Source organism: Mesorhizobium sp. WSM3224 (assembly GCF_000427725.1).
In the GTDB taxonomy this organism is placed as follows: Bacteria; Pseudomonadota; Alphaproteobacteria; order Rhizobiales; family Rhizobiaceae; genus Mesorhizobium.
The window spans coordinates 259,064-276,227 of record NZ_ATYO01000004.1 but is presented as its reverse complement, the minus strand read 5'-3'; the positions used below and the strand labels follow the sequence as shown (position 1 = coordinate 276,227).

Below are 17,164 nucleotides of genomic sequence, written 5' to 3'. Positions count from 1 at the left end.
AGAAACTCATGTGCGATCGCCCTGCCTCAAGGAGGCAGAGGCCGGCGCTGTCCCGACGCCGCCGGCATCCATTAATCACCCATGAGCCGCCTGTATGACCTACGCCGTGTCCGAAATCCGATCCGCCGCCCGGCCGCGCAAGCAGCGGCTGAGCAAGGCCTCGATCGAGCCGTGGCTCTATCTTTCACCTTCTATCGTCCTGCTGGTCCTGGTGCTGCTGGTGCCGCTGATCATCGGCATCAGCTATTCCTTTCGCAAATTCTCCGCCTTCAAGTCGCAATATGTCGGCCTCGCCCAATACCAGGCGATGCTCACCGACCAGGTGCTCGGCCAGGCGCTGATCAACACGCTGTGGTGGACCGTCGCCAGCCTGTTCTTCCAGTTCTTCCTCGGCCTCGGCCTGGCGCTGCTGCTCGACAAGCCTTTCTACGGCCGCAAGGTGGTGCAGGCTGTTGTATTCCTGCCCTGGGCGGTGCCCTCCTTCCTGTCCGGCCTCACCTGGGCGTGGCTGTTCAACCCGATCATCGGGCCGCTGCCGCACTGGCTCTTCGCGCTCGGGCTGAAGGCCGAGCCGACCAATGTGCTGTCCGATCCCGCCACCGCCATGTGGGGGCCGATTATCGCCAACATCTGGTTCGGCATCCCCTTCTTCGCCATCACGCTGCTGGCGGCGCTGAAGTCGATCCCGTCCGAGCTGCATGAGGCCGCGGCGATCGACGGCGCCTCGCCCTGGCAGCGCTTCACCAAGGTGACGCTGCCTTTCCTGGCGCCGACCATCGTCATCACCGTCATGCTGCGCACCATCTGGATCGCCACCTTCGCCGACCTGATCTTCGTCATGACCGAGGGTGGGCCTGCCGGCTCGACCAGCACGGTGCCGGTCTACATCTATGTCAGCGCCTTCAAGTCGTTGGACAAGGGCTACGCCTCGGCGGTGGCGGTGCTGCTTCTGGTGCTGCTCATCGCCTACGCCATCGGGCTGATCGCCATCCGCCGCATGCTCGTGAGGCATGTCTGATGATCGCCGGTCGCTCCATCTCCTCGCGCATTTTCGGCGGCATCGGGCTCTACGCGGCCGTCGCCGCCTATGTGATCTTCGCGCTGTTTCCGATCTTCTGGACGCTGAAGATCTCGGTCACGCCCGAGCGACTGCTCTATTCGGAAGGCATCACCTTCTGGCCGTCGCAGACGACGTTCCAGAACTTCGTCGCCGTGCTGGAGGCGTCGGACTTCCCGCGCTATTTTCTGAACAGCGTCATCGTCTCGGTGTCGACGGCCGCGTTTGTCACCGTCATCGCCACGCTCGCCGGCTACGCCATGTCGCGCTTCACCTTCCGCGGCAAGGCGACGCTGGCGATCCTTTTGCTTCTCACCCAGACCTTCCCGCTGGTCATGGTCATCCCGCCGATCTACCGCATCATGGGCGATCTCGGCCTGACCAACAGCCTGATCGGCCTGATCATCATCTACACTGCATTCAACACCGCCTTCGCCACCTTCCTCATGCAATCCTTCTTCGACGGCATCCCGAAGGATCTGGAAGAAGCGGCGATGATCGACGGCTGCACGCGCGCCCAGGCGATGCGCCGGGTCATCGTGCCGCTGACTTTGCCCGGCATGGGCGCCACGCTCGGCTTCGTCTTCACCGCCGCCTGGAGCGAATTGCTGTTCGCGCTGATGCTGATCTCCAGCGACGAGCAGAAGACCTTTGCCGTCGGCCTGCTCACCTTCATCGGCAAGTTCGCCGTCGACTGGGGGCAGATGATGGCGGCCTCGATCCTGGCGCTCATCCCGGTCTGCATCTTCTTCGCCTTCCTGCAACGCTATCTCGTCACCGGCCTCACCGCCGGCGCGGTCAAAGGATAATCGATGGCTTCCGTCACGCTGCAAAACGTCGAGAAGGACTATGGCGCGCTGCGCATCTTGCACGGCGTCGATCTGCAAATCGCCGACGGCGAGTTCGTTGTCCTGGTCGGCCCATCGGGCTGCGGCAAGTCCACGCTGCTGCGCATGATCGCCGGGCTGGAAGAGGTCACCGGCGGCGAGATCCGCATCGGCGAGCGCCTGGTCAATGACGTCGCGCCGAAGGACCGCGACATCGCCATGGTGTTCCAGTCCTACGCGCTCTACCCGCATATGGACGTCGCCTCGAATATGGGCTTCAGCCTGCTGCTGAAGAAGGCCGAGAAGACGACGATCGACGGCAGGGTGGGTGCGGCCGCCAAGCGCCTTGGCCTCGACTCCTATCTCGGCCGCCTGCCGCGCCAGCTTTCCGGCGGCCAGCGCCAGCGCGTCGCCATGGGCCGCGCCATCGTGCGCGATCCAAAGGTGTTCCTGTTCGACGAGCCGCTCTCCAACCTCGACGCCAAATTGCGCGTCCATATGCGGGCCGAGATCAAGGCGCTGCACCAGCAGCTCAAGACCACCTCGGTCTATGTCACCCACGACCAGGTCGAGGCCATGACCATGGCCGACCGCATCGTCGTCATGCATGACGGTTACGTCCAGCAGGTCGGCCGCCCGCTCGAGCTTTACGACCGGCCGGCCAACGCCTTCGTCGCCGGCTTCATCGGCTCGCCGGGGATGAATTTCTTGCCGGCGAAAGTTGCCAAGGGCGGCAAGGCGGATGCCGTGCTCGCCGATGGCCAAAAGCTCAGATTGCCGGACGGCCTGCCGTTGCAGGACGGCGACGCGCTCACCGTCGGACTGCGGCCGGAACACATCAAGCTGGTCGACGACGGCGCGCTGAAGGCCGAGGTCGAGGTGGTCGAGCCGCTCGGCCTGTCGACGCAGTTCTATGTCAGGCTGGCCAACCAGCAGATCTGCGTCTTCGTCATGGGTCGCAGCGACGTGAAGCCGGGCGATGCGATCCGCCTCGCCGCCGACCCGGCGTCGCTCCACCTCTTCGATCCGAAGAGCGGCGACCGTATCGGCTAGCCGTCGATGCAGGACGCAAGACCATAGGCTAAAATCGTTCCTGTTGATTCGCTAGAGCATGATCCGGAAAAGTGGGAACCGGTTTTCGGAAAAGATCATGCTCCAACAAGAGCTGAACCGGCATGGCGTTTCAACGAAACGTCATCCCGATTCAGACAGGAAAAGCATGAGCAAAGCCCTCGGCACATTCGCACTGATCACGGTTTTGGGCGCCTTGCTGATGGCGCTGTCGTTGGCCGTAGCGAGGCACGGCTATCCCTATGGCGCGTTCGGCGTGAAGCGTCTCGACGGCATCGCCGACGCCGGCTCTTTCCTGGCGATCGCCGCCGTCTATTTCTTCGGCGCGATGCTGATGATGATCCTGCCGATCCGCGCCGCCGGCGTCGTGCTGACCCATGCCGCCGACGCGATTTTCTGGGCGACGATCGTGCTGTTCGCGGCGATCGTCGGCTCGCTGCTCGCCAGATGGGCCTTCGGCCAGCATGATGTGCTTTGGGCGCTTTTCAACTGGCGTTTCCTCTTCGTTGCGGCGATCGTGGCCGCGCATCTCACCATGAACGAGCTTCGCCGCAACATCCTGCTCAGAAGCCTGTTCTTCGTCCTCTTCGGCGCGGTCACGCTTGCCTGCCTGTTCTGGTCGTTCTCGACCTGACGCGAGCCTGCTCTAGGTTTAAGATCGCGGGTAGACCTCCTCCCGGGCAATGACTATATCATTTGTCTGACAATTGACCTGCCGATGGCGACCACGACCAAAAACTCAAGGAAAAAAGATGACCGTGCTGCGTAAGAATCTGATCGATGGCGAGTGGCTTGGCGAGGCCGGCTCGCGCAACATCAACCCGTCGAACACCAACGATGTCGTCGGCGAGTACGCCTCGGCCGGGCCGGAAGAAGCAAAGCAGGCCATCGCAGCCGCCAAGGCGGCCTTTCCGGCCTGGTCGCGCTCCGGACCGCTGGCCCGCCACGCCGTGCTGAAGAAAACCTCCGACGAGATCATGGCGCGCAAGGACGAGATCGGCCGCTCGCTGGCGCGCGAGGAAGGCAAGACGCTGGCCGAGGGCGTCGGCGAGACGATCCGCGCCGCGCAGCTCTTCGATTTCTTCGCCGGCGAGACGCTGCGCCTGTCGGGCGAGATGGTGCCGAGCGTGCGGCCCGGTGTCGGCGTCGAGATGACCCGCGAGGGCGTCGGCGTCGTCGGCATCATCACGCCGTGGAATTTCCCGATCGCCATCCCTGCCTGGAAGATCGCCCCGGCGCTCGCCTACGGCAACACGATCGTCTTCAAGCCGGCCGAGCTGGTGCCCGAAAGCGCCTGGACAATCGTCGACATCCTGCACCGCGCCGGCCTGCCCAAGGGCGTGCTCAATCTTGTCATGGGCAAGGGCTCCGTGGTCGGCCAGGCCATGCTCGACAGCCCCGACGTCAACGCCATCTCCTTCACCGGCTCGGTCGGCACGGGCAAGCGCGTCGCCGCGGCAAGTGTGGAACATATGCGCAAGTTCCAGCTTGAGATGGGCGGCAAGAACCCGCTCGTCGTGCTCGATGACGCCGATCTTGGCACGGCCGTCGATTGCGCGGTCAACGGCGCCTATTTCTCGACCGGACAGCGCTGCACCGCGTCCTCGCGCCTGATCGTCACCGAAGGCATCCACGACCGCTTCGTCGATGCCGTGAAGGAGCGCCTCGACAAGCTGGTCATCGGCGATGCGCTGGACGCCAAGACCCAGATCGGTCCGGTCGTCGACCAGACCCAGCTCAAGCAGGACGAGGACTACATCGCTATCGGCCGCCAGGAAGGCGCCGAGCTCGCCTTCGGCGGCGACCGGCTGGAGCGAGGGACTCCCGGCTTCTATCTGCAGCCGGCGCTGTTCGTTGGCTCCAGCAATGCCATGCGCATCTCGCGCGAGGAGATTTTTGGCCCGGTCGCCAACGTCATCCGCGTCAAGGACTATGACGAGGCCCTGACTGTGGCCAACGACACGCCGTTCGGCCTGACCTCCGGCATCTGCACGACCAGCCTGAAGCACGCGACGCATTTCAGGCGCAACTCGGAAGCCGGCATGGTCATGGTCAACCTGCCGACGGCGGGCGTCGACTTCCACGTGCCGTTCGGCGGCCGCAAGGGCTCCAGCTACGGTCCGCGCGAGCAGGGCCGCTACGCGATGGAGTTCTACACCACGGTGAAGACCGCCTATACATTTGCCGGCTAAGCAAGAATCGGAGGGGGAACCGATGGCGTCCAGCATGGCCGGCATGACATGGCTCAACCCGCCGCCGCACCACACGGTCGGCGACGGCACGCTCACCGTTCGAACGGCCAAGGAAACCGACTTCTGGCGCGAGACCTTCTATGGCTTCTGGCGCGACAACGGCCATTTCCTCTACCGTCCGGTCGAGGGTGACTTCAGTGCCGAGGTCACCGTCAAGGGCGACTACAAGGTGCTCTACGATCAGGCGGGGCTGATGCTGCGTCTCAGCGAAACGCACTGGATCAAGGCCGGCATCGAATACACCGACGGGCTGGCTTATTTCTCCGTCGTCGTCACCAACGACACCTCCGACTGGTCGCTGGTCGCCATCGCCGCCGGTAAGGACGGCGTCAGGATCCGCCTGACCCGTCATGCCGAAGCGATCCGCATCCAATATCTGGACGCCTCCGATGGCCACTGGAAACCGGTGCGGCTGGCCTATTTCCCGATCTCGAGATCGGTCGATGTCGGCATGATGTGCTGCTCGCCGCAGCGCGAAGGCTTCGAGGTGACATTTTCCGGCTTCACAATCGGGCCGGCGATTTCGCGGGACCTGCATGACTGATGGATGTAGCCCAGAAGCGTCATGCGGTTCCGGGACAACGACATGCATCAAAACAATGACTTTAAAGCGCGTCGCATCGAAACGGATTCAGGCGACGCGCTTTAGACCGGCGCCGGCATGTGGCCATTGTGCCTCTCGTCCTCGACGGGAATGGCTGCCCTGCGGCGCCGGAAAGCCGGCAATGGGCTCAGCTTGAACAGGCCGTAATAGACGATGAAGGACGCCATGAAGTAGGGGCCGAGCATCTCGACCTCGAAGAAGGAGCGGATCAGCATCAGCCCGATCGCGCCGGCAAGAACCACCGAATCGGCGCTCCAGTCGCCGAACACCACTTTCGATATGTGGCCGTAGAAGGCGCGCAGGATGACCAGCGCCAGCAAGGTGACGCCGATGAAGCCGATCTCGACCAGCGTCTCGACATAGGTGTTGTGGAAGTGGAAGCCGGAGCGGGTCGAGATGTAGAATTCCGCCCACAGCCGCTCCGGATCGGCAAAGCCCTGCACCCAGTAGGCGGCATAGCCATAGCCGAGCAGCGGATGCTGCTGCGCCGCTTCCCAGCCCTGCTCCCAGAGATAGGTGCGGCCGGTGAGCGTCGAATCCTTGCCGAAAATGCCGAGCACGACATCCAGCAGGCCGAGGTTCAGCGCCGCCGCGACGGCTGTCACCAGCGCGCCGGCGCCGACGATGAACAGCACGCGACGATAACGCCGCGACAGAACCTTGGACATGGTGAGCAGCGCCACGATGCCGATCACCGCCGGCAGCGAGGCCACCGACGTGGCCGAATGGCAGATGGCAAGCATGTAGACCGACAAAAGCATGATCGGCGCGGTCCAGACGAAGCCCAGCCAGTTGCGCCGGTAGAACACCAGGAACGCAAGGCAGAAGAAGATGCCAAGCGAAGAGAAGAAGCCGATCTGGTTCTTGGAGCCGAAGGCGCCGACGAAATTGACCGTGCCGTCGATCGTGTCGAGCGCGTAAGCGCCGACTTTCAGTGAATAGAACAGAACGAAAAAGATACCGATCAGCGAGCCGACCACCAGCGTGCGCACGTTGATGGTGCGCGCCGCGACATAGGCGCAGACGATGTGCGAGGAATATTGCACCGCCGCGCGTGCGCTGATGCCCGCCGCCTGGGACCAGAACACCGAGAAGCAGACATAGGCCGCAAGCAATATGGGCAACCACGCGCTGGAAAGCTTCCAGGTGAAGCGCCGATAGTCGACAAGGAGCAGCGGCAGCCAGACGGCGTAGTAGGCGAGGATCAGGATCTGGCCGAAATTGGGCGAGTAGGCGAAGGCGATCATAGAGACCGTGACGGCGAAGACGCCGTAAGTCTCGTTGCGGTCGGGATCGATCAGAATGGATTTCGGAATCTTCATACCGGATTTTGCCCGTTGAGCCCTTTTTTTGCGATGAACCGCGCTAAGCTACGGCCCGCGCGCGCTGCATCTGCCGCTGCAGGAAGCGCCGCACCGGCTCGTCATAGATGCGCGTGGCGATGTCGGCGATGACGATGACCAGGGCCGCCATCACGAAACCGAACCACGGATGATGCGCGAACGGATCGATCGAGACGGCCTTGCCGGCCCCGGCGATGATCATCAGCATCGGCGTGTGGATGATGTAGATCGGGTAGGAAATCCGCCCGAGCCAGCCATAGAAGCCTGACAATAGCGGCGCGGTCGGCGCAACCGCGCCGGTCATCACCATGATCGGAAAGACGATGACGATTGCGGCAAGGTCGTAGACAACGCGGGCGCCGCCGGCCGGGGCAAGGGCGAAGACGGCAAGCGTAAGCAGGATCGCGCCTTCGACCCAGTAGCCGCGCCGCAGGAAGCCGAGGCTGCCTTGCCAGCGCACCATCGATCTGCAGAGCAGCACGCCGAGGAAGAACGAGAAGGCTACGCGCGGCAGCCCGCTGAGGATGGTGTTGCCGGTCATGCCGAAATCGAGCGTGCCGGCAAAAACCGAGGCGACGACGAGCAGCACCAGGCTGGCGGCGACAATCCCCGTCAGCACGCGCCGCGACAGCAGGAAGAAGACCGCGACATAGGCGATGTTGACGATAAGCTCGAAGAACAGCGACCACGAAGCGGGATTGAGCGGAAAGATCGTATGATAGGCGTCGCTGACCAACGGAATGAACAGCATGCCGGTCGTGAGTTGCATGCCGATCTCGGACAGCGGCATGTACTCCGTCGGCATCAGCCTGTTCTTGACCAGCAAATAGAAGAAGCCGAGCAGCGTGCCGGCCAGATAGAGCGGATAGAGCCGGATCAGGCGGATGGCCACGAAGGAGCCGAAGCCCATGCCATTCTCGATCTTGCGGTCATAGGCATGCGCGATGACGAAGCCGCTGAGCAGGAAGAAAAGATCGACCGCGAGATAGCTCGACGGCAGCACCCTGCCGTCGGCAAGGAATGGCGAGAAATGGTACAGCATGACGCTGATCGCCGCCACGCCGCGGATGGCGTCGAGGTTCAGATACACATGACGCGGGGCTGCGGGCTGCATGTTATGCCTTCAAGCGGTCCAAAACAGATCGCTCGCCCGCGCCGCGCGCGAACGAGCCTGACGTTTTCCTCCCGCCTCCATTCCTCGGTTTCGCTTCGGGCAAGCCCGGGCCGGCCGCGCTACTGGCTGGTCGTCGGCGCCAGCTTCACCTTAATCACGTCTCCCGGCAGCACGGGCGTGTCTTCCTTGGCTTCGACCTCGCTCGTCTTGCCGTCGGCGACCCGCACCAGCGAATAGAGCAGCGCAGGTTCTTCAGTGCCGGTGAGGGCGGCGGCCGTTGCCGGATCGGATGCCTGGGCGATCAGGCCCTTCTGCATGCCGGTCCGCAACGCTGCCTCGTTCAGACTCGCTTCGGTCTGCTGCCGATCGGCGGTGAGGCCCGAACTCAGCGTGTTGCGGGCATCGATGGCGTCCTGCTCGGCCTTGCTGATCGATTGCTTGGCGGTGAGGATGGCTGTCTCGTAGTCGAGGATCTTGCCTTGCAGGTCGGTGACCGACTGCTGCGAGGAAAGCAATCGCGCATTGGCAATCAGGCCTTTCTGCGCCAGCGGGCCGATGCTGTCGGCCTGCTGCACCGCCAGATCGACCTGCTTCTGCTGGTTGGTGATCTTCTTCTGCAGCGATTCGATTTCCGACTGCAGGACGCCCTTCAAAGAGTCGAGCGCATCGAGCTTCAGCTTCAGCGACTTCTGGTCGGAGACCAGGATCGCCGTTTCGTCGGCGACGATGGTCGGCAATCTCGAATCGCCCTGAATTTCCTGAGGCACCTCGAAAGTCGTTTTCCCGGTAAGCTCGGCATCGATGCGGGCTCGCTTGACCAGCAGCCGCAAGTGCTGGTCGTCATAGATGTCATAGCTGCCCTTGGCGGTGATCAGATCCTTGGCAAGTTGAGGACCATAGTCGGCACTGCGCCGTATGCCGCCGGCAATGCTGATCGCCTTGAGCACGGTCAGATTTGGCACGAAGGGAAACTGGCCGGGGTTCTGGACTTCGCCGGAAATGTAGAACGGCCGGAATTGCGCCATCTCGACCGAGGCCTCCGGCTTGTCGGGCAGCGCCAGCTTGCGTTGCAGGGCGACCCCGATCGCCGAGGCGATCTCCGATGTCGTCTTGCCGGCGGCCTGCATGTCGCCGACGAATGGCACCGAGAGCGTCCCTCCCGGGCCAACCGAATACTCGCCATTGATAGCCGACCAGTCACGGAAGGTGCCGTCGACCGTCTGCCATTCGGCGACGCGGATGTTAAGCTTATCCTGTGGGCCAAGCTGATAATCGCCGGCGGCAGCAAGCTGCGGCAGGGCCAGTGACGCTGCAAGCAAGATGCCCGCGAAGCGGGCTGGTATCCTGGACATGAGACTGCAGGCGAAAGACAGTCCGAAGGGGTTTTTTGTCAAATGAACTTTCCGATCCGCTTTGGCCCCATCCGCCCGAATGAGATCACTGCCGGATGCCTGCCCCGAGTTCTGCGGGACAGGCCCGTCGGTCAATAGCTGCCGCGCGACATCCACACGGCAGGAACTGTCTTGAAGATGATGCGAATGTCCTCGAACAACGACCAGTTCTCGACATAATGGCGGTCGAAGGCGACGCGCGTGTCATAGGATACGTCGTTACGGCCGCTCACCTGCCACAGCCCGGTGAGACCCGGGCGCGACTTCAGGTAATAGACCGCGGCGCTGCCATAGATCTCCAATTCGTCGCGCACGACCGGGCGCGGGCCGACAAGGCTCATGTCGCCCTGCAGGATGTTGAGGATCTGCGGCAGTTCGTCGAGGCTAAGCTTACGAAGCACCTGGCCTACGCGGGTGACGCGCGGATCGTTCTTCAGCTTGCGCGTCGCGATCCATTCGGCATTGGCTTCCGGATTGGCCGCCAGATACGCAGCAAGCACGCGCTCGCCATCCGGCACCATAGTGCGGAATTTGAGGCAGGAGAAAATCCTGCCGCCGCGGCCGATACGCTTGTGGCCATAAAAGATCGGCCCATTGTCCGAAAGCTTGACCAGCAGGGCGACCATCAGGAAAAGCGGGCTGAGCAGAGCCAGCCCCGCCAGGGAACCGACGATATCGAAACTGCGTTTGATCAGACCGCCGATAGGGGGTGGAAAATCAACGCCGGCCTGCGCAAAACCCGCATTAGCCGACTTGGCGACGTCCCTCATGCAGAAGCTCCATACGTTGAACGGATGGTTTACGCCAAGATATCAAAAAAATGCTGCAGCGCAACACACAATTTCCCATCACATTGAAATGTTCACGTCATGAATTGACTAAATAATAAACCAGCCATGCCCAAATTTTCACCTTTGTGGCATGTTTATGACAAGGTGAGAGAAAACCGGGAAAATGTAGTCCGTCTTTTGGGCCATTTTTGGACAGTGCGTTCCTTGCTGCAGAAGAAACGCGGTTGCATGTCGCTGGAAGCACTCGCGATGGTAAGTTGTTCAGGTAAAATACTAATCAAAGTGGTGAGTTTTACTGAGGCGCCAAGCGCTGCATTGAATAGGTGGTGGGGCCACAGTGTGCGACGCAGCATGGCAGAGTCGATCTCGTAAAATCGTTGGAAACCATACCTGTCGGGCCTTGCTCCGAACGGCCCGCCTTAATAGAGTCGCAAATTGTTCCTGTCATAGTCTGCATGGGTAAGGAAGGCCGGAAGCAACCGGCCGGATTGGGCAGCCACAAAAGGCTCTTTGGCGCAACGGGGAGTTACGCGGGTGGGTAAGTCGCAGCTTCTGCATGCTCGTCTCGGTTGAGAGGCCGGCGATCATGTCTCTGCCAAAATTCATCGTCGGTATGATGTTCGCGCTAGCGATCGTCATCGGCTGGTCGTATTTCGACGGCGCCCCGCTGGGCACCATCGTCCTTCGTACCGTCGTCTGTGCCGTCATTATCCAGGCGGGCTATTTCCTTCTGATCTTTGCCATGATTGGCACAACCACGCCGACATCGGCCGGTAAGGTCCGCGAGACCGACCGCGGCACAATCCTGAACAAGGTCGCCGAAGGCGAAAAGCTAAGCGCCAGACGCAGCCTCCACTGATCGTTCGACCGGCGCCGGGACAAGCCCTGCCTCGGCCGGCGGCGCGGTCTCGCGCTCGGCCTGCTCCCCGGCCAGCATCCTGGCAAGGCGGCTGCCGGCTTTTGCCTTCAGCCGCCGATAGTGTCCGACCTCGACGAAGCGTCCGTTCTCTATGGCCACGACCCAGTCGGCAAAGGCGATCATCGATGGCCGGTGCGCGATGGTCAAAATCGTCATGTGGCCGCGCAGCGCCTCGATCGACTGCGCGATCGACGACTGGTTTTGCCAGTCGAGCGCGCTCGTCGCCTCGTCGAGGATGAGCAGCGACGGCTTGCGCAGCAGCGCCCGCGCCAAGGCGATGCGCTGCCGCTCGCCGCCGGAAAGCCGCACACCGCGGTCGCCCACCACCGTCTCGAGCCGCAATGCCAGCCGTTCGACAAAATCGGCCGCATGGGCGTTGCGCAGGGCCGCCCATAGCTCGTCGTCGCCGGCCTCGGGCGCGGCAAGGCGCAGATTGGCGGCGATCGTGTCGTGCAGCAGGAACACATCCTGCGGCACATAGGCGACCCGATCGCGCCAGGCCCTTCGATTTTGTGCCGTGATCTCCACGCCGTCGGCCAGGATCCGGCCGCCGGTGGGTTCGAGCAGGCCGAGCAGCATGTCGGCGATCGTGCTCTTGCCTGAACCGGAGGGGCCGATCAGCGCCGTCACCTTGCCGGCCGGCAGGCCGAAGGTGATATCGCTGACCACCGGTTTCCCATCGCCCTCGCCATAGGCGAACGATACGTTGCGAACGTTGAGGCCGGTTTCGAGCGACAGTTTCGCGCCTTGCTCGGCCATGCTCTCTTCCGGCTCGCGTTCGGCATCGAAACGGGCCTGGAGGCTTTGCATCGAAGCGTAGGCCGGCAGGTTGATCAGCACCTGCTGGGTCTGAAGCTGCATGTCCATGAAGCGCGGCGCGACCCGCATGAAGACCAGGAGCAGCACGACGATCTCGGCAAGCGACAGGTGGAAGCGGACCAGCGCGATGTAGATGAACAGGCTGAGCCCGATCACGCTCGCCACCTGAAACAGCGCGGTGCCGAGCGAACTGTTGCGGACAAAGGCGATGTTGTCGGCCTTCATCCTGTCCAGCGTCGAACCGAGCTCGGCAAAATAGCCTGCCTCGACATTGAGGCTCTTGGCGACCTTTATGCCGCTGAGGAACTCGGAGACCGTTCGGTACTGGTCCTGGCGATTGCCGGTCAGCGTGCGGCCATAGGCGCTGGCGCGCGCCCGGAACGGCTGCAGCGCAACCAAAAGCACCAGGCCGACCAGGATGGCGAAGGACGTCATCACCGGCGAGATGAACAGCGAGACCACGAGATAGCCGACCAGGAGCAGCGTGGCCTGGGTGAGCATCAGCAGCGAGAAGGCCGCCACCTGCACCCGGTCGACATCGCCGTTCAGCGCATGGTCGAGATCGGAGCTGCGGATGCAGGTGAAAACGCCCCAGCGCGCCTTGCCGATGCTCTCGAACAGGTTCATGCGCACGCGATTGACGAAATCGTAGAGCAGCCGCGCCATGTAGACCGACTTGAAGCGGTTGAACGTCGCTTGCAGCGCCACCAACGCGACAAGCAGGCAGAGCACCGTTGCGAGCGACAGCGTTCCGCTGGGCACCAGCCAATGCAGGGCCTCCGGCACCCGCACCGCATAATCCTGGTCGGCCTTGCCGATCAGGCGCAGCAGCGGAACGAGCAGCAGGATTGAGGCGCCTTCCGTCAGGCTGCCGAGGATCAGGAAGGCAAGTGCCGTCGCCGTGCGCCGTCCGCCGATATGCGCCATCATGGCGCCGAAACCGGCCACGTCCCGGAAAAACGACAGGCGAAGCTTGGAGGACCAGCCCATGCCCTGGCTCACCTTGTCCTGGACGCCAGGTCGGTTTCGATCGCCGCGACCGCTTCGTCGATCCGCGCGAGCCCGGCCGGCACTTCGAGGCGGCTGACGCCGATCCGCCCGGCGATCTGCGCGCACTGCCGCAGATGCGCGGCGGCGAAATCGCCCGGCAGCGCCTGCCGGCCGAACCGCGTGATATAGGAGAATTTGATGATCGCCGGCAGCGCGGCGGCACCCGTCAGCGGCGAGATCGCCGCCCGCCCGCCGCGCTCGAGCACATAGATGCGCGATACCGGCACCGCCTCGGTGGCAAATCCGTCGCGCAGCCGATGCTGTGCCTTGTCGATCTGCGGATGCACCTGCGGGCGCACCTCCGCCTGCTCGAGGCGAATGACGCTGGCCGCATCCGCGGCGAGCTTGAGTTGCGGAAATCCAGGCAGGATCATCGGCCGGTCCGGATCGGACAAATCCAGCGCTACGACGTCGTCGGTGAGCAGTCGATGGCCGGCACGGATCATCGCGCCCGCCATCGTCGACTTGCCGGCGCCCTTGTCGCCCATGAAGATCACGCTCTTGCCGCCGACGGCGATGGCGCTGGCATGCAGGACGAGCAGCCCGCGTCGATGCAGGGCGAGCGCCATCACCGGCCCGAGCAGGGGAAAGGCGAGCAGCGGATCGTCGATGCCCGGCGCCGGATCGACATCGATCCGGTTGGCGCCGCTGATCATGAAGGCGCCGACCGCCTGCCAGGAAAGATACTGGCGCGTCGCCTCGAAGCGGAAGGCGGTGGCGTCCTGCGCCACGGCGTCGGGAAAATCGACCGGCCCGACCGCAATCTCCAGGTCCGGCGTCGCCGGTGCCGTCGGCTCCAGTTCCGGCAAGGTCACTTCCGAGCTGACGATCAACCCGTAGGCCTTGTAGAAATGGCGGACACGTCCGCTCGGCGTCACTGTTTCAGCGGTGGGCTCGGGCCGCGCAAGGGAAGCGATTGGAAGATTCATGCAGCGCTTCCCTGGACTTGCCGCAGCCACAGCGACAGCGATACCGAGCGCCAGACATGCTGGACGTCGGGCAGCGTCGCCTGCTCGGGCTGACGCAGCATGCGCTCATAGATCGCGTTCACTTCAGGCAGGTTGACATAGGGCGCGATCCGTTCGCTGTCCGATATCAGCAACCTGTCCAGAAGCTCGCGGTGGTTGCCGAGCATGCCTTTGACCAGGTTGGCGGTGAAATCGATCTTGTCGCGCCGCCATTGCACTGCTGGCGGCAGAACGCCTTGCATGGCCCGGCGAAGCACATGGCGGCCAAAACCGTCCTTGAGCTTTTCCTCGCCGGGCAGCGCCAGGCAGAATTCGACGAGCGGCTTGTCCCAGAACGGGTAGCGGGGCTCGACGCCGAAATTGGCGGCGGCCTTGTCGAGCACTTCGAAGGCGTGCGGCACCAGCCCGGTGGACAGAAGCCAGCGATGCGTCAGCGCTTCGCTGGCGCTGACGGCGCGGGGCATGTAGCCGCTGCGGTGAAAGCGCTCGGCAAGATCGGTGCGCCTGGCAAGATCCGGATTGACCAGACTTGCCCAGCCGCGCGGCGCGGGCGCTGGCCTCAGCAATACCTTGCCGACAAGGCGTCTGGCCATCGACCTCATCCTGGCGATCCGCCAGGCCGGTCCATAGATGGTCAGGAATTTGAAATAGAGGGAAAGCATGCCCTCGCCATAGGTGTTGGCGGCGCTGTGCAGTTCGCGCCACAGCTCGAGCCACCTGCCGGCATTGGCGAGCTCGTGAAGATGCCCATGGCCTTGCGAGACGACCTCGTCGCCGCCATGCCCGTCGAGAAGCACTTTGACGCCCTTTGCGCCCGCCGTTCGGTAAAGGTCGCGGGTCAGCGACAGGCCGGGCGCGAGGAACGTGCCTTCCTGCTCCTCCAGGATGCGCTCGAACTCGCCGAACGGCGCGTAATTGCCAACGGCGATCAGCGTGGCGTCGAGCGGATTGTCGTCGAGCACCGCATCGATGAACGGCTTCTCGTCCATCGACGATCCCTTGTCGAACACCAGCGAGAAGGTCTTGAGCTTCGGGTTGCGCTTCGCCGCCGCCCTGAGACCCGCGAGGCAGGCGATCGAGGATGAATCAAGCCCGCCGCTCAGCATGGCGCCGACGGCCGGCGTGCCGCGCATCCGGTTCTCCACCGATTGCGCGAAAAGATGCCTGAATTCTTCAGCCGCGTCCGAGCGCAGCGGTCGTTGCGACGGCTCGATCTGCCAGTAGCGGCGAAGCGTCACCTGACGGTCCGCGACCATCATGCCGTGCCGTGCCGGCAGGCGGAAGATTTCGGCATAGGGAGTAGCCTGCGGATCATCCGGCAGGCCGGCGAGGAAGCCGGAGATCTGGTGCTCGCTGAGGCGCCTGCCGACGCCGTCCAGCGCCAGGATCGGCCCGATCTCCGAGGCAAACGCAAAACGCCTGTCGGTCGAATGATAGTAGAAAGGTTTGACGCCGAAATGATCGCGCGCGCAAAACAGCGCCTGGCGCTCGCCATCCCATATTGCGAAGGCGAAATCGCCCTGCAGATAGGTTGGACAGGCCTCGCCCCATTTCAGATAGGCGCGCATGATCAGCACCGGGTCGGCTGTCGACTGGTCGCGCATGCCGAGCCGCGCCAGAAGCTCGTCGCGGTTGTCGAGCCGGCAGTCGGCGGTGATGGCGAGCTTGCCGCCGGCCATGGTCAGCGGGCCGGGGCCGTCCTCGTCGGTTGTGTCGAGCCAGGCGTGGCCGAGCGCCACGCTGCCGTCCATCCACCATGAGCTGCCGTCGCGGCCGCGGTGGCGCATGCGCGAAAGCATCTGCTGGATATCGCCGGCCGCGGCGGGCCGGCCATTGTCGCTATGCACGATTCCGGCGACGCCGCTCATCGGTCACGATCCATGATCGACCAGATGGGCAAATCCGTTGATCGAGCCGCCAAGCACGATGTGGTTGCCGCTCATCAACCAGGCATGCGCCTTGAGATCGCTGCCCGTCCCCTTTTCGATGCCGATGCTGATTTTCGAGGCGTTGCCCTGGCGCGCAAGCAAATATTGCCCGGCCAGCGCCTGCGTGAGGCAACTGGCGCCCGGCACGAGCCGCGCCGCGGCGGCGACGCCCCAGGCGACACGCCGCAGGTCTGCGATGCTGGCGTCGCGTCTGGCGTCCTGCCGCGTGACCAGGCTGCGGACACGCCTGTAGGAGGAAAGCGTTAGCGCCAGCCGCACAGCGCTCACCACCGTCAGGCAGCGCGCCAGAAACAGCACCTCTCGGCCGCTCAGCGAGCGGAGCCTAGACCAGTTCCTCACTGTGGAGCCTCGCAAGCCCTGCTTCGGTCAGCCCCTTCAGCAAGCCGTCGACATCGGCCTTGCAACGCTCGGCATCGACATTGTAGCGCGCCAGCACGGCGCTGCGGATATCGAGCATCGATCGCGGCTCCTGGATCTGCTCCCAGATGAAGGCGCCGACGCCGTTCAGGCTGTAGTAGACATTGGATTTGAGGTGGAGCAGCGCCAGTCCGGCGCCGAATTCGCAGGCCACCGCCTCGCCGGTTGCGACCACGCGGTCATGGTCCGAAGGGTTCCAGTGCATCCTAAAACCTCGTTGCTGGGCCCGCCGCGCCCCTCAGTCTCGCCGTGGATCGGTTGCCTGCGATCCTCGGCAGGAAGCCGGGGGACAAAAAGCCCCCCGGCTCACCTGTTGGAGAACATCCGGAGCCCCAACTAGACTCCCGGACGGCCTGTAAGCTTAAGAGAAGGTCAGCTCGCCGACCGGCGTGTGCGCGGGAAAGCTCGCGTCGAGCGCCGTGACGCCAGCACCGCCCTGCGTGATCGTTTCAATCGAACCGTGAACCGTCAGGCTGGGGGTTTCGTACTCATGCTTTTCAACATTCTGTTCCATTTTACTCTCCAATTAAGGACTGGAAGCGGCTGCAGAAAACCGCCAGCATGTCACAATGCTGCACCGCAATTGCTGCAC

The 17,164-nt window shown here is 63.4% G+C and carries 17 protein-coding genes; 7 read left to right on the top strand and 10 right to left on the bottom strand.

Annotated features, from left to right (window positions below):
* Positions 1–94 precede the first annotated feature (94 nt).
* From YU3_RS0110145 to YU3_RS0110120, 6 genes are all read left to right on the top strand, one after another.
* Positions 95–1,018 (top strand): sugar ABC transporter permease, encoded by a 924-nt coding sequence (locus tag YU3_RS0110145; RefSeq protein ID WP_027166128.1) that lies wholly within the window; start codon positions 95–97, stop codon positions 1,016–1,018.
* Positions 1,018–1,866 (top strand): carbohydrate ABC transporter permease, encoded by an 849-nt coding sequence (locus tag YU3_RS0110140; protein WP_027166127.1) that lies wholly within the window; start codon positions 1,018–1,020, stop codon positions 1,864–1,866. Before YU3_RS0110145 ends, YU3_RS0110140 begins: the two co-directional genes overlap by 1 nt.
* Positions 1,867–1,869: 3 nt before the next feature.
* Positions 1,870–2,937, top strand: coding sequence for a sn-glycerol-3-phosphate ABC transporter ATP-binding protein UgpC (ugpC, locus tag YU3_RS0110135; protein ID WP_027166126.1), 1,068 nt, complete (start codon positions 1,870–1,872; stop codon positions 2,935–2,937).
* A 166-nt stretch (positions 2,938–3,103) separates the two neighbouring features.
* Complete coding sequence (locus YU3_RS0110130; RefSeq protein WP_027166125.1) at positions 3,104–3,589, top strand: hypothetical protein; 486 nt, start codon at positions 3,104–3,106, stop codon at positions 3,587–3,589.
* 118 nt (positions 3,590–3,707) lie between these two features.
* Complete coding sequence (locus YU3_RS0110125; RefSeq protein ID WP_027166124.1) at positions 3,708–5,147, top strand: aldehyde dehydrogenase family protein; 1,440 nt, start codon at positions 3,708–3,710, stop codon at positions 5,145–5,147.
* A gap of 22 nt (positions 5,148–5,169) precedes the next feature.
* Positions 5,170–5,751 (top strand): DUF1349 domain-containing protein, encoded by a 582-nt coding sequence (locus YU3_RS0110120; RefSeq protein ID WP_027166123.1) that lies wholly within the window; start codon positions 5,170–5,172, stop codon positions 5,749–5,751.
* A 101-nt stretch (positions 5,752–5,852) separates the two neighbouring features.
* On the opposite strand, the gene YU3_RS36350 is transcribed toward YU3_RS0110120, so the two are convergent.
* From YU3_RS36350 to YU3_RS0110100, 4 genes are all read right to left on the bottom strand, one after another.
* Positions 5,853–7,133, bottom strand: coding sequence for an O-antigen ligase (locus YU3_RS36350; RefSeq protein WP_051333907.1), 1,281 nt, complete (start codon positions 7,131–7,133; stop codon positions 5,853–5,855).
* A 43-nt stretch (positions 7,134–7,176) separates the two neighbouring features.
* Entirely contained in the window at positions 7,177–8,268 is a 1,092-nt protein-coding gene (locus YU3_RS0110110; protein ID WP_084508026.1) for an acyltransferase, read from the bottom strand.
* Positions 8,269–8,387: 119 nt separating this feature from the next.
* A complete protein-coding gene (locus tag YU3_RS0110105) occupies positions 8,388–9,620 on the bottom strand; it encodes a polysaccharide biosynthesis/export family protein (RefSeq protein WP_051333906.1) in 1,233 nt (410 codons plus the stop codon).
* Positions 9,621–9,751: 131 nt separating this feature from the next.
* Positions 9,752–10,429, bottom strand: coding sequence for a sugar transferase (locus YU3_RS0110100; protein WP_027166120.1), 678 nt, complete (start codon positions 10,427–10,429; stop codon positions 9,752–9,754).
* 607 nt (positions 10,430–11,036) lie between these two features.
* Here YU3_RS0110100 and YU3_RS0110095 point away from each other — a divergent pair.
* A complete protein-coding gene (locus YU3_RS0110095; RefSeq protein WP_027166119.1) occupies positions 11,037–11,309 on the top strand; it encodes a hypothetical protein in 273 nt (90 codons plus the stop codon).
* On the opposite strand, the gene YU3_RS36345 is transcribed toward YU3_RS0110095, so the two are convergent.
* The 6 genes from YU3_RS36345 to YU3_RS40500 all read right to left on the bottom strand — a co-directional run bounded on the left by YU3_RS36345 (position 11,283) and on the right by YU3_RS40500 (position 17,086).
* Complete coding sequence (locus tag YU3_RS36345) at positions 11,283–13,178, bottom strand: ABC transporter ATP-binding protein (RefSeq protein WP_084508032.1); 1,896 nt, start codon at positions 13,176–13,178, stop codon at positions 11,283–11,285. The genes YU3_RS0110095 and YU3_RS36345 overlap by 27 nt on opposite strands.
* Before the next feature lie 8 nt (positions 13,179–13,186).
* Positions 13,187–14,167, bottom strand: coding sequence for a serine kinase (locus YU3_RS0110085; RefSeq protein WP_036258222.1), 981 nt, complete (start codon positions 14,165–14,167; stop codon positions 13,187–13,189).
* A complete protein-coding gene (locus YU3_RS0110080) occupies positions 14,164–16,074 on the bottom strand; it encodes a lasso peptide isopeptide bond-forming cyclase (protein WP_027166117.1) in 1,911 nt (636 codons plus the stop codon). The genes YU3_RS0110085 and YU3_RS0110080 overlap by 4 nt, the downstream gene beginning before the upstream one ends.
* Before the next feature lie 3 nt (positions 16,075–16,077).
* The gene (locus tag YU3_RS36340; protein WP_036258252.1) at positions 16,078–16,494 is read right to left on the bottom strand and encodes a lasso peptide biosynthesis B2 protein; all 417 of its coding nucleotides are present in this window, start codon (positions 16,492–16,494) and stop codon (positions 16,078–16,080) included.
* Positions 16,478–16,777 carry a PqqD family protein gene (locus YU3_RS0110070; protein ID WP_027166116.1) on the bottom strand — a complete coding sequence of 100 codons (300 nt, stop codon included), beginning with the start codon at positions 16,775–16,777 and terminating at the stop codon, positions 16,478–16,480. The genes YU3_RS36340 and YU3_RS0110070 overlap by 17 nt, the downstream gene beginning before the upstream one ends.
* A 156-nt stretch (positions 16,778–16,933) precedes the next feature.
* Entirely contained in the window at positions 16,934–17,086 is a 153-nt protein-coding gene (locus tag YU3_RS40500) for a lasso RiPP family leader peptide-containing protein (protein ID WP_156913439.1), read from the bottom strand.
* Positions 17,087–17,164: the final 78 nt, after the last annotated feature.

Excerpts from the sequence above, each read along its gene's own strand:
- YU3_RS0110145 (WP_027166128.1), top strand. The coding sequence starts at position 95 with ATGACCTACGCCGTGTCCGAAATCCGATCCGCCGCCCGGCCGCGCAAG.
- YU3_RS0110140 (WP_027166127.1), top strand. The coding sequence starts at position 1,018 with ATGATCGCCGGTCGCTCCATCTCCTCGCGCATTTTCGGCGGCATCGGG.
- ugpC (WP_027166126.1), top strand. The coding sequence starts at position 1,870 with ATGGCTTCCGTCACGCTGCAAAACGTCGAGAAGGACTATGGCGCGCTG.
- YU3_RS0110130 (WP_027166125.1), top strand. The coding sequence starts at position 3,104 with ATGAGCAAAGCCCTCGGCACATTCGCACTGATCACGGTTTTGGGCGCC.
- YU3_RS0110125 (WP_027166124.1), top strand. The coding sequence starts at position 3,708 with ATGACCGTGCTGCGTAAGAATCTGATCGATGGCGAGTGGCTTGGCGAG.
- YU3_RS0110120 (WP_027166123.1), top strand. The coding sequence starts at position 5,170 with ATGGCGTCCAGCATGGCCGGCATGACATGGCTCAACCCGCCGCCGCAC.
- YU3_RS36350 (WP_051333907.1), bottom strand. The coding sequence starts at position 7,133 with ATGAAGATTCCGAAATCCATTCTGATCGATCCCGACCGCAACGAGACT.
- YU3_RS0110110 (WP_084508026.1), bottom strand. The coding sequence starts at position 8,268 with ATGCAGCCCGCAGCCCCGCGTCATGTGTATCTGAACCTCGACGCCATC.
- YU3_RS0110105 (WP_051333906.1), bottom strand. The coding sequence starts at position 9,620 with ATGTCCAGGATACCAGCCCGCTTCGCGGGCATCTTGCTTGCAGCGTCA.
- YU3_RS0110100 (WP_027166120.1), bottom strand. The coding sequence starts at position 10,429 with ATGAGGGACGTCGCCAAGTCGGCTAATGCGGGTTTTGCGCAGGCCGGC.
- YU3_RS0110095 (WP_027166119.1), top strand. The coding sequence starts at position 11,037 with ATGTCTCTGCCAAAATTCATCGTCGGTATGATGTTCGCGCTAGCGATC.
- YU3_RS36345 (WP_084508032.1), bottom strand. The coding sequence starts at position 13,178 with ATGGGCTGGTCCTCCAAGCTTCGCCTGTCGTTTTTCCGGGACGTGGCC.
- YU3_RS0110085 (WP_036258222.1), bottom strand. The coding sequence starts at position 14,167 with ATGAATCTTCCAATCGCTTCCCTTGCGCGGCCCGAGCCCACCGCTGAA.
- YU3_RS0110080 (WP_027166117.1), bottom strand. The coding sequence starts at position 16,074 with ATGAGCGGCGTCGCCGGAATCGTGCATAGCGACAATGGCCGGCCCGCC.
- YU3_RS0110070 (WP_027166116.1), bottom strand. The coding sequence starts at position 16,777 with ATGCACTGGAACCCTTCGGACCATGACCGCGTGGTCGCAACCGGCGAG.
- YU3_RS40500 (WP_156913439.1), bottom strand. The coding sequence starts at position 17,086 with ATGGAACAGAATGTTGAAAAGCATGAGTACGAAACCCCCAGCCTGACG.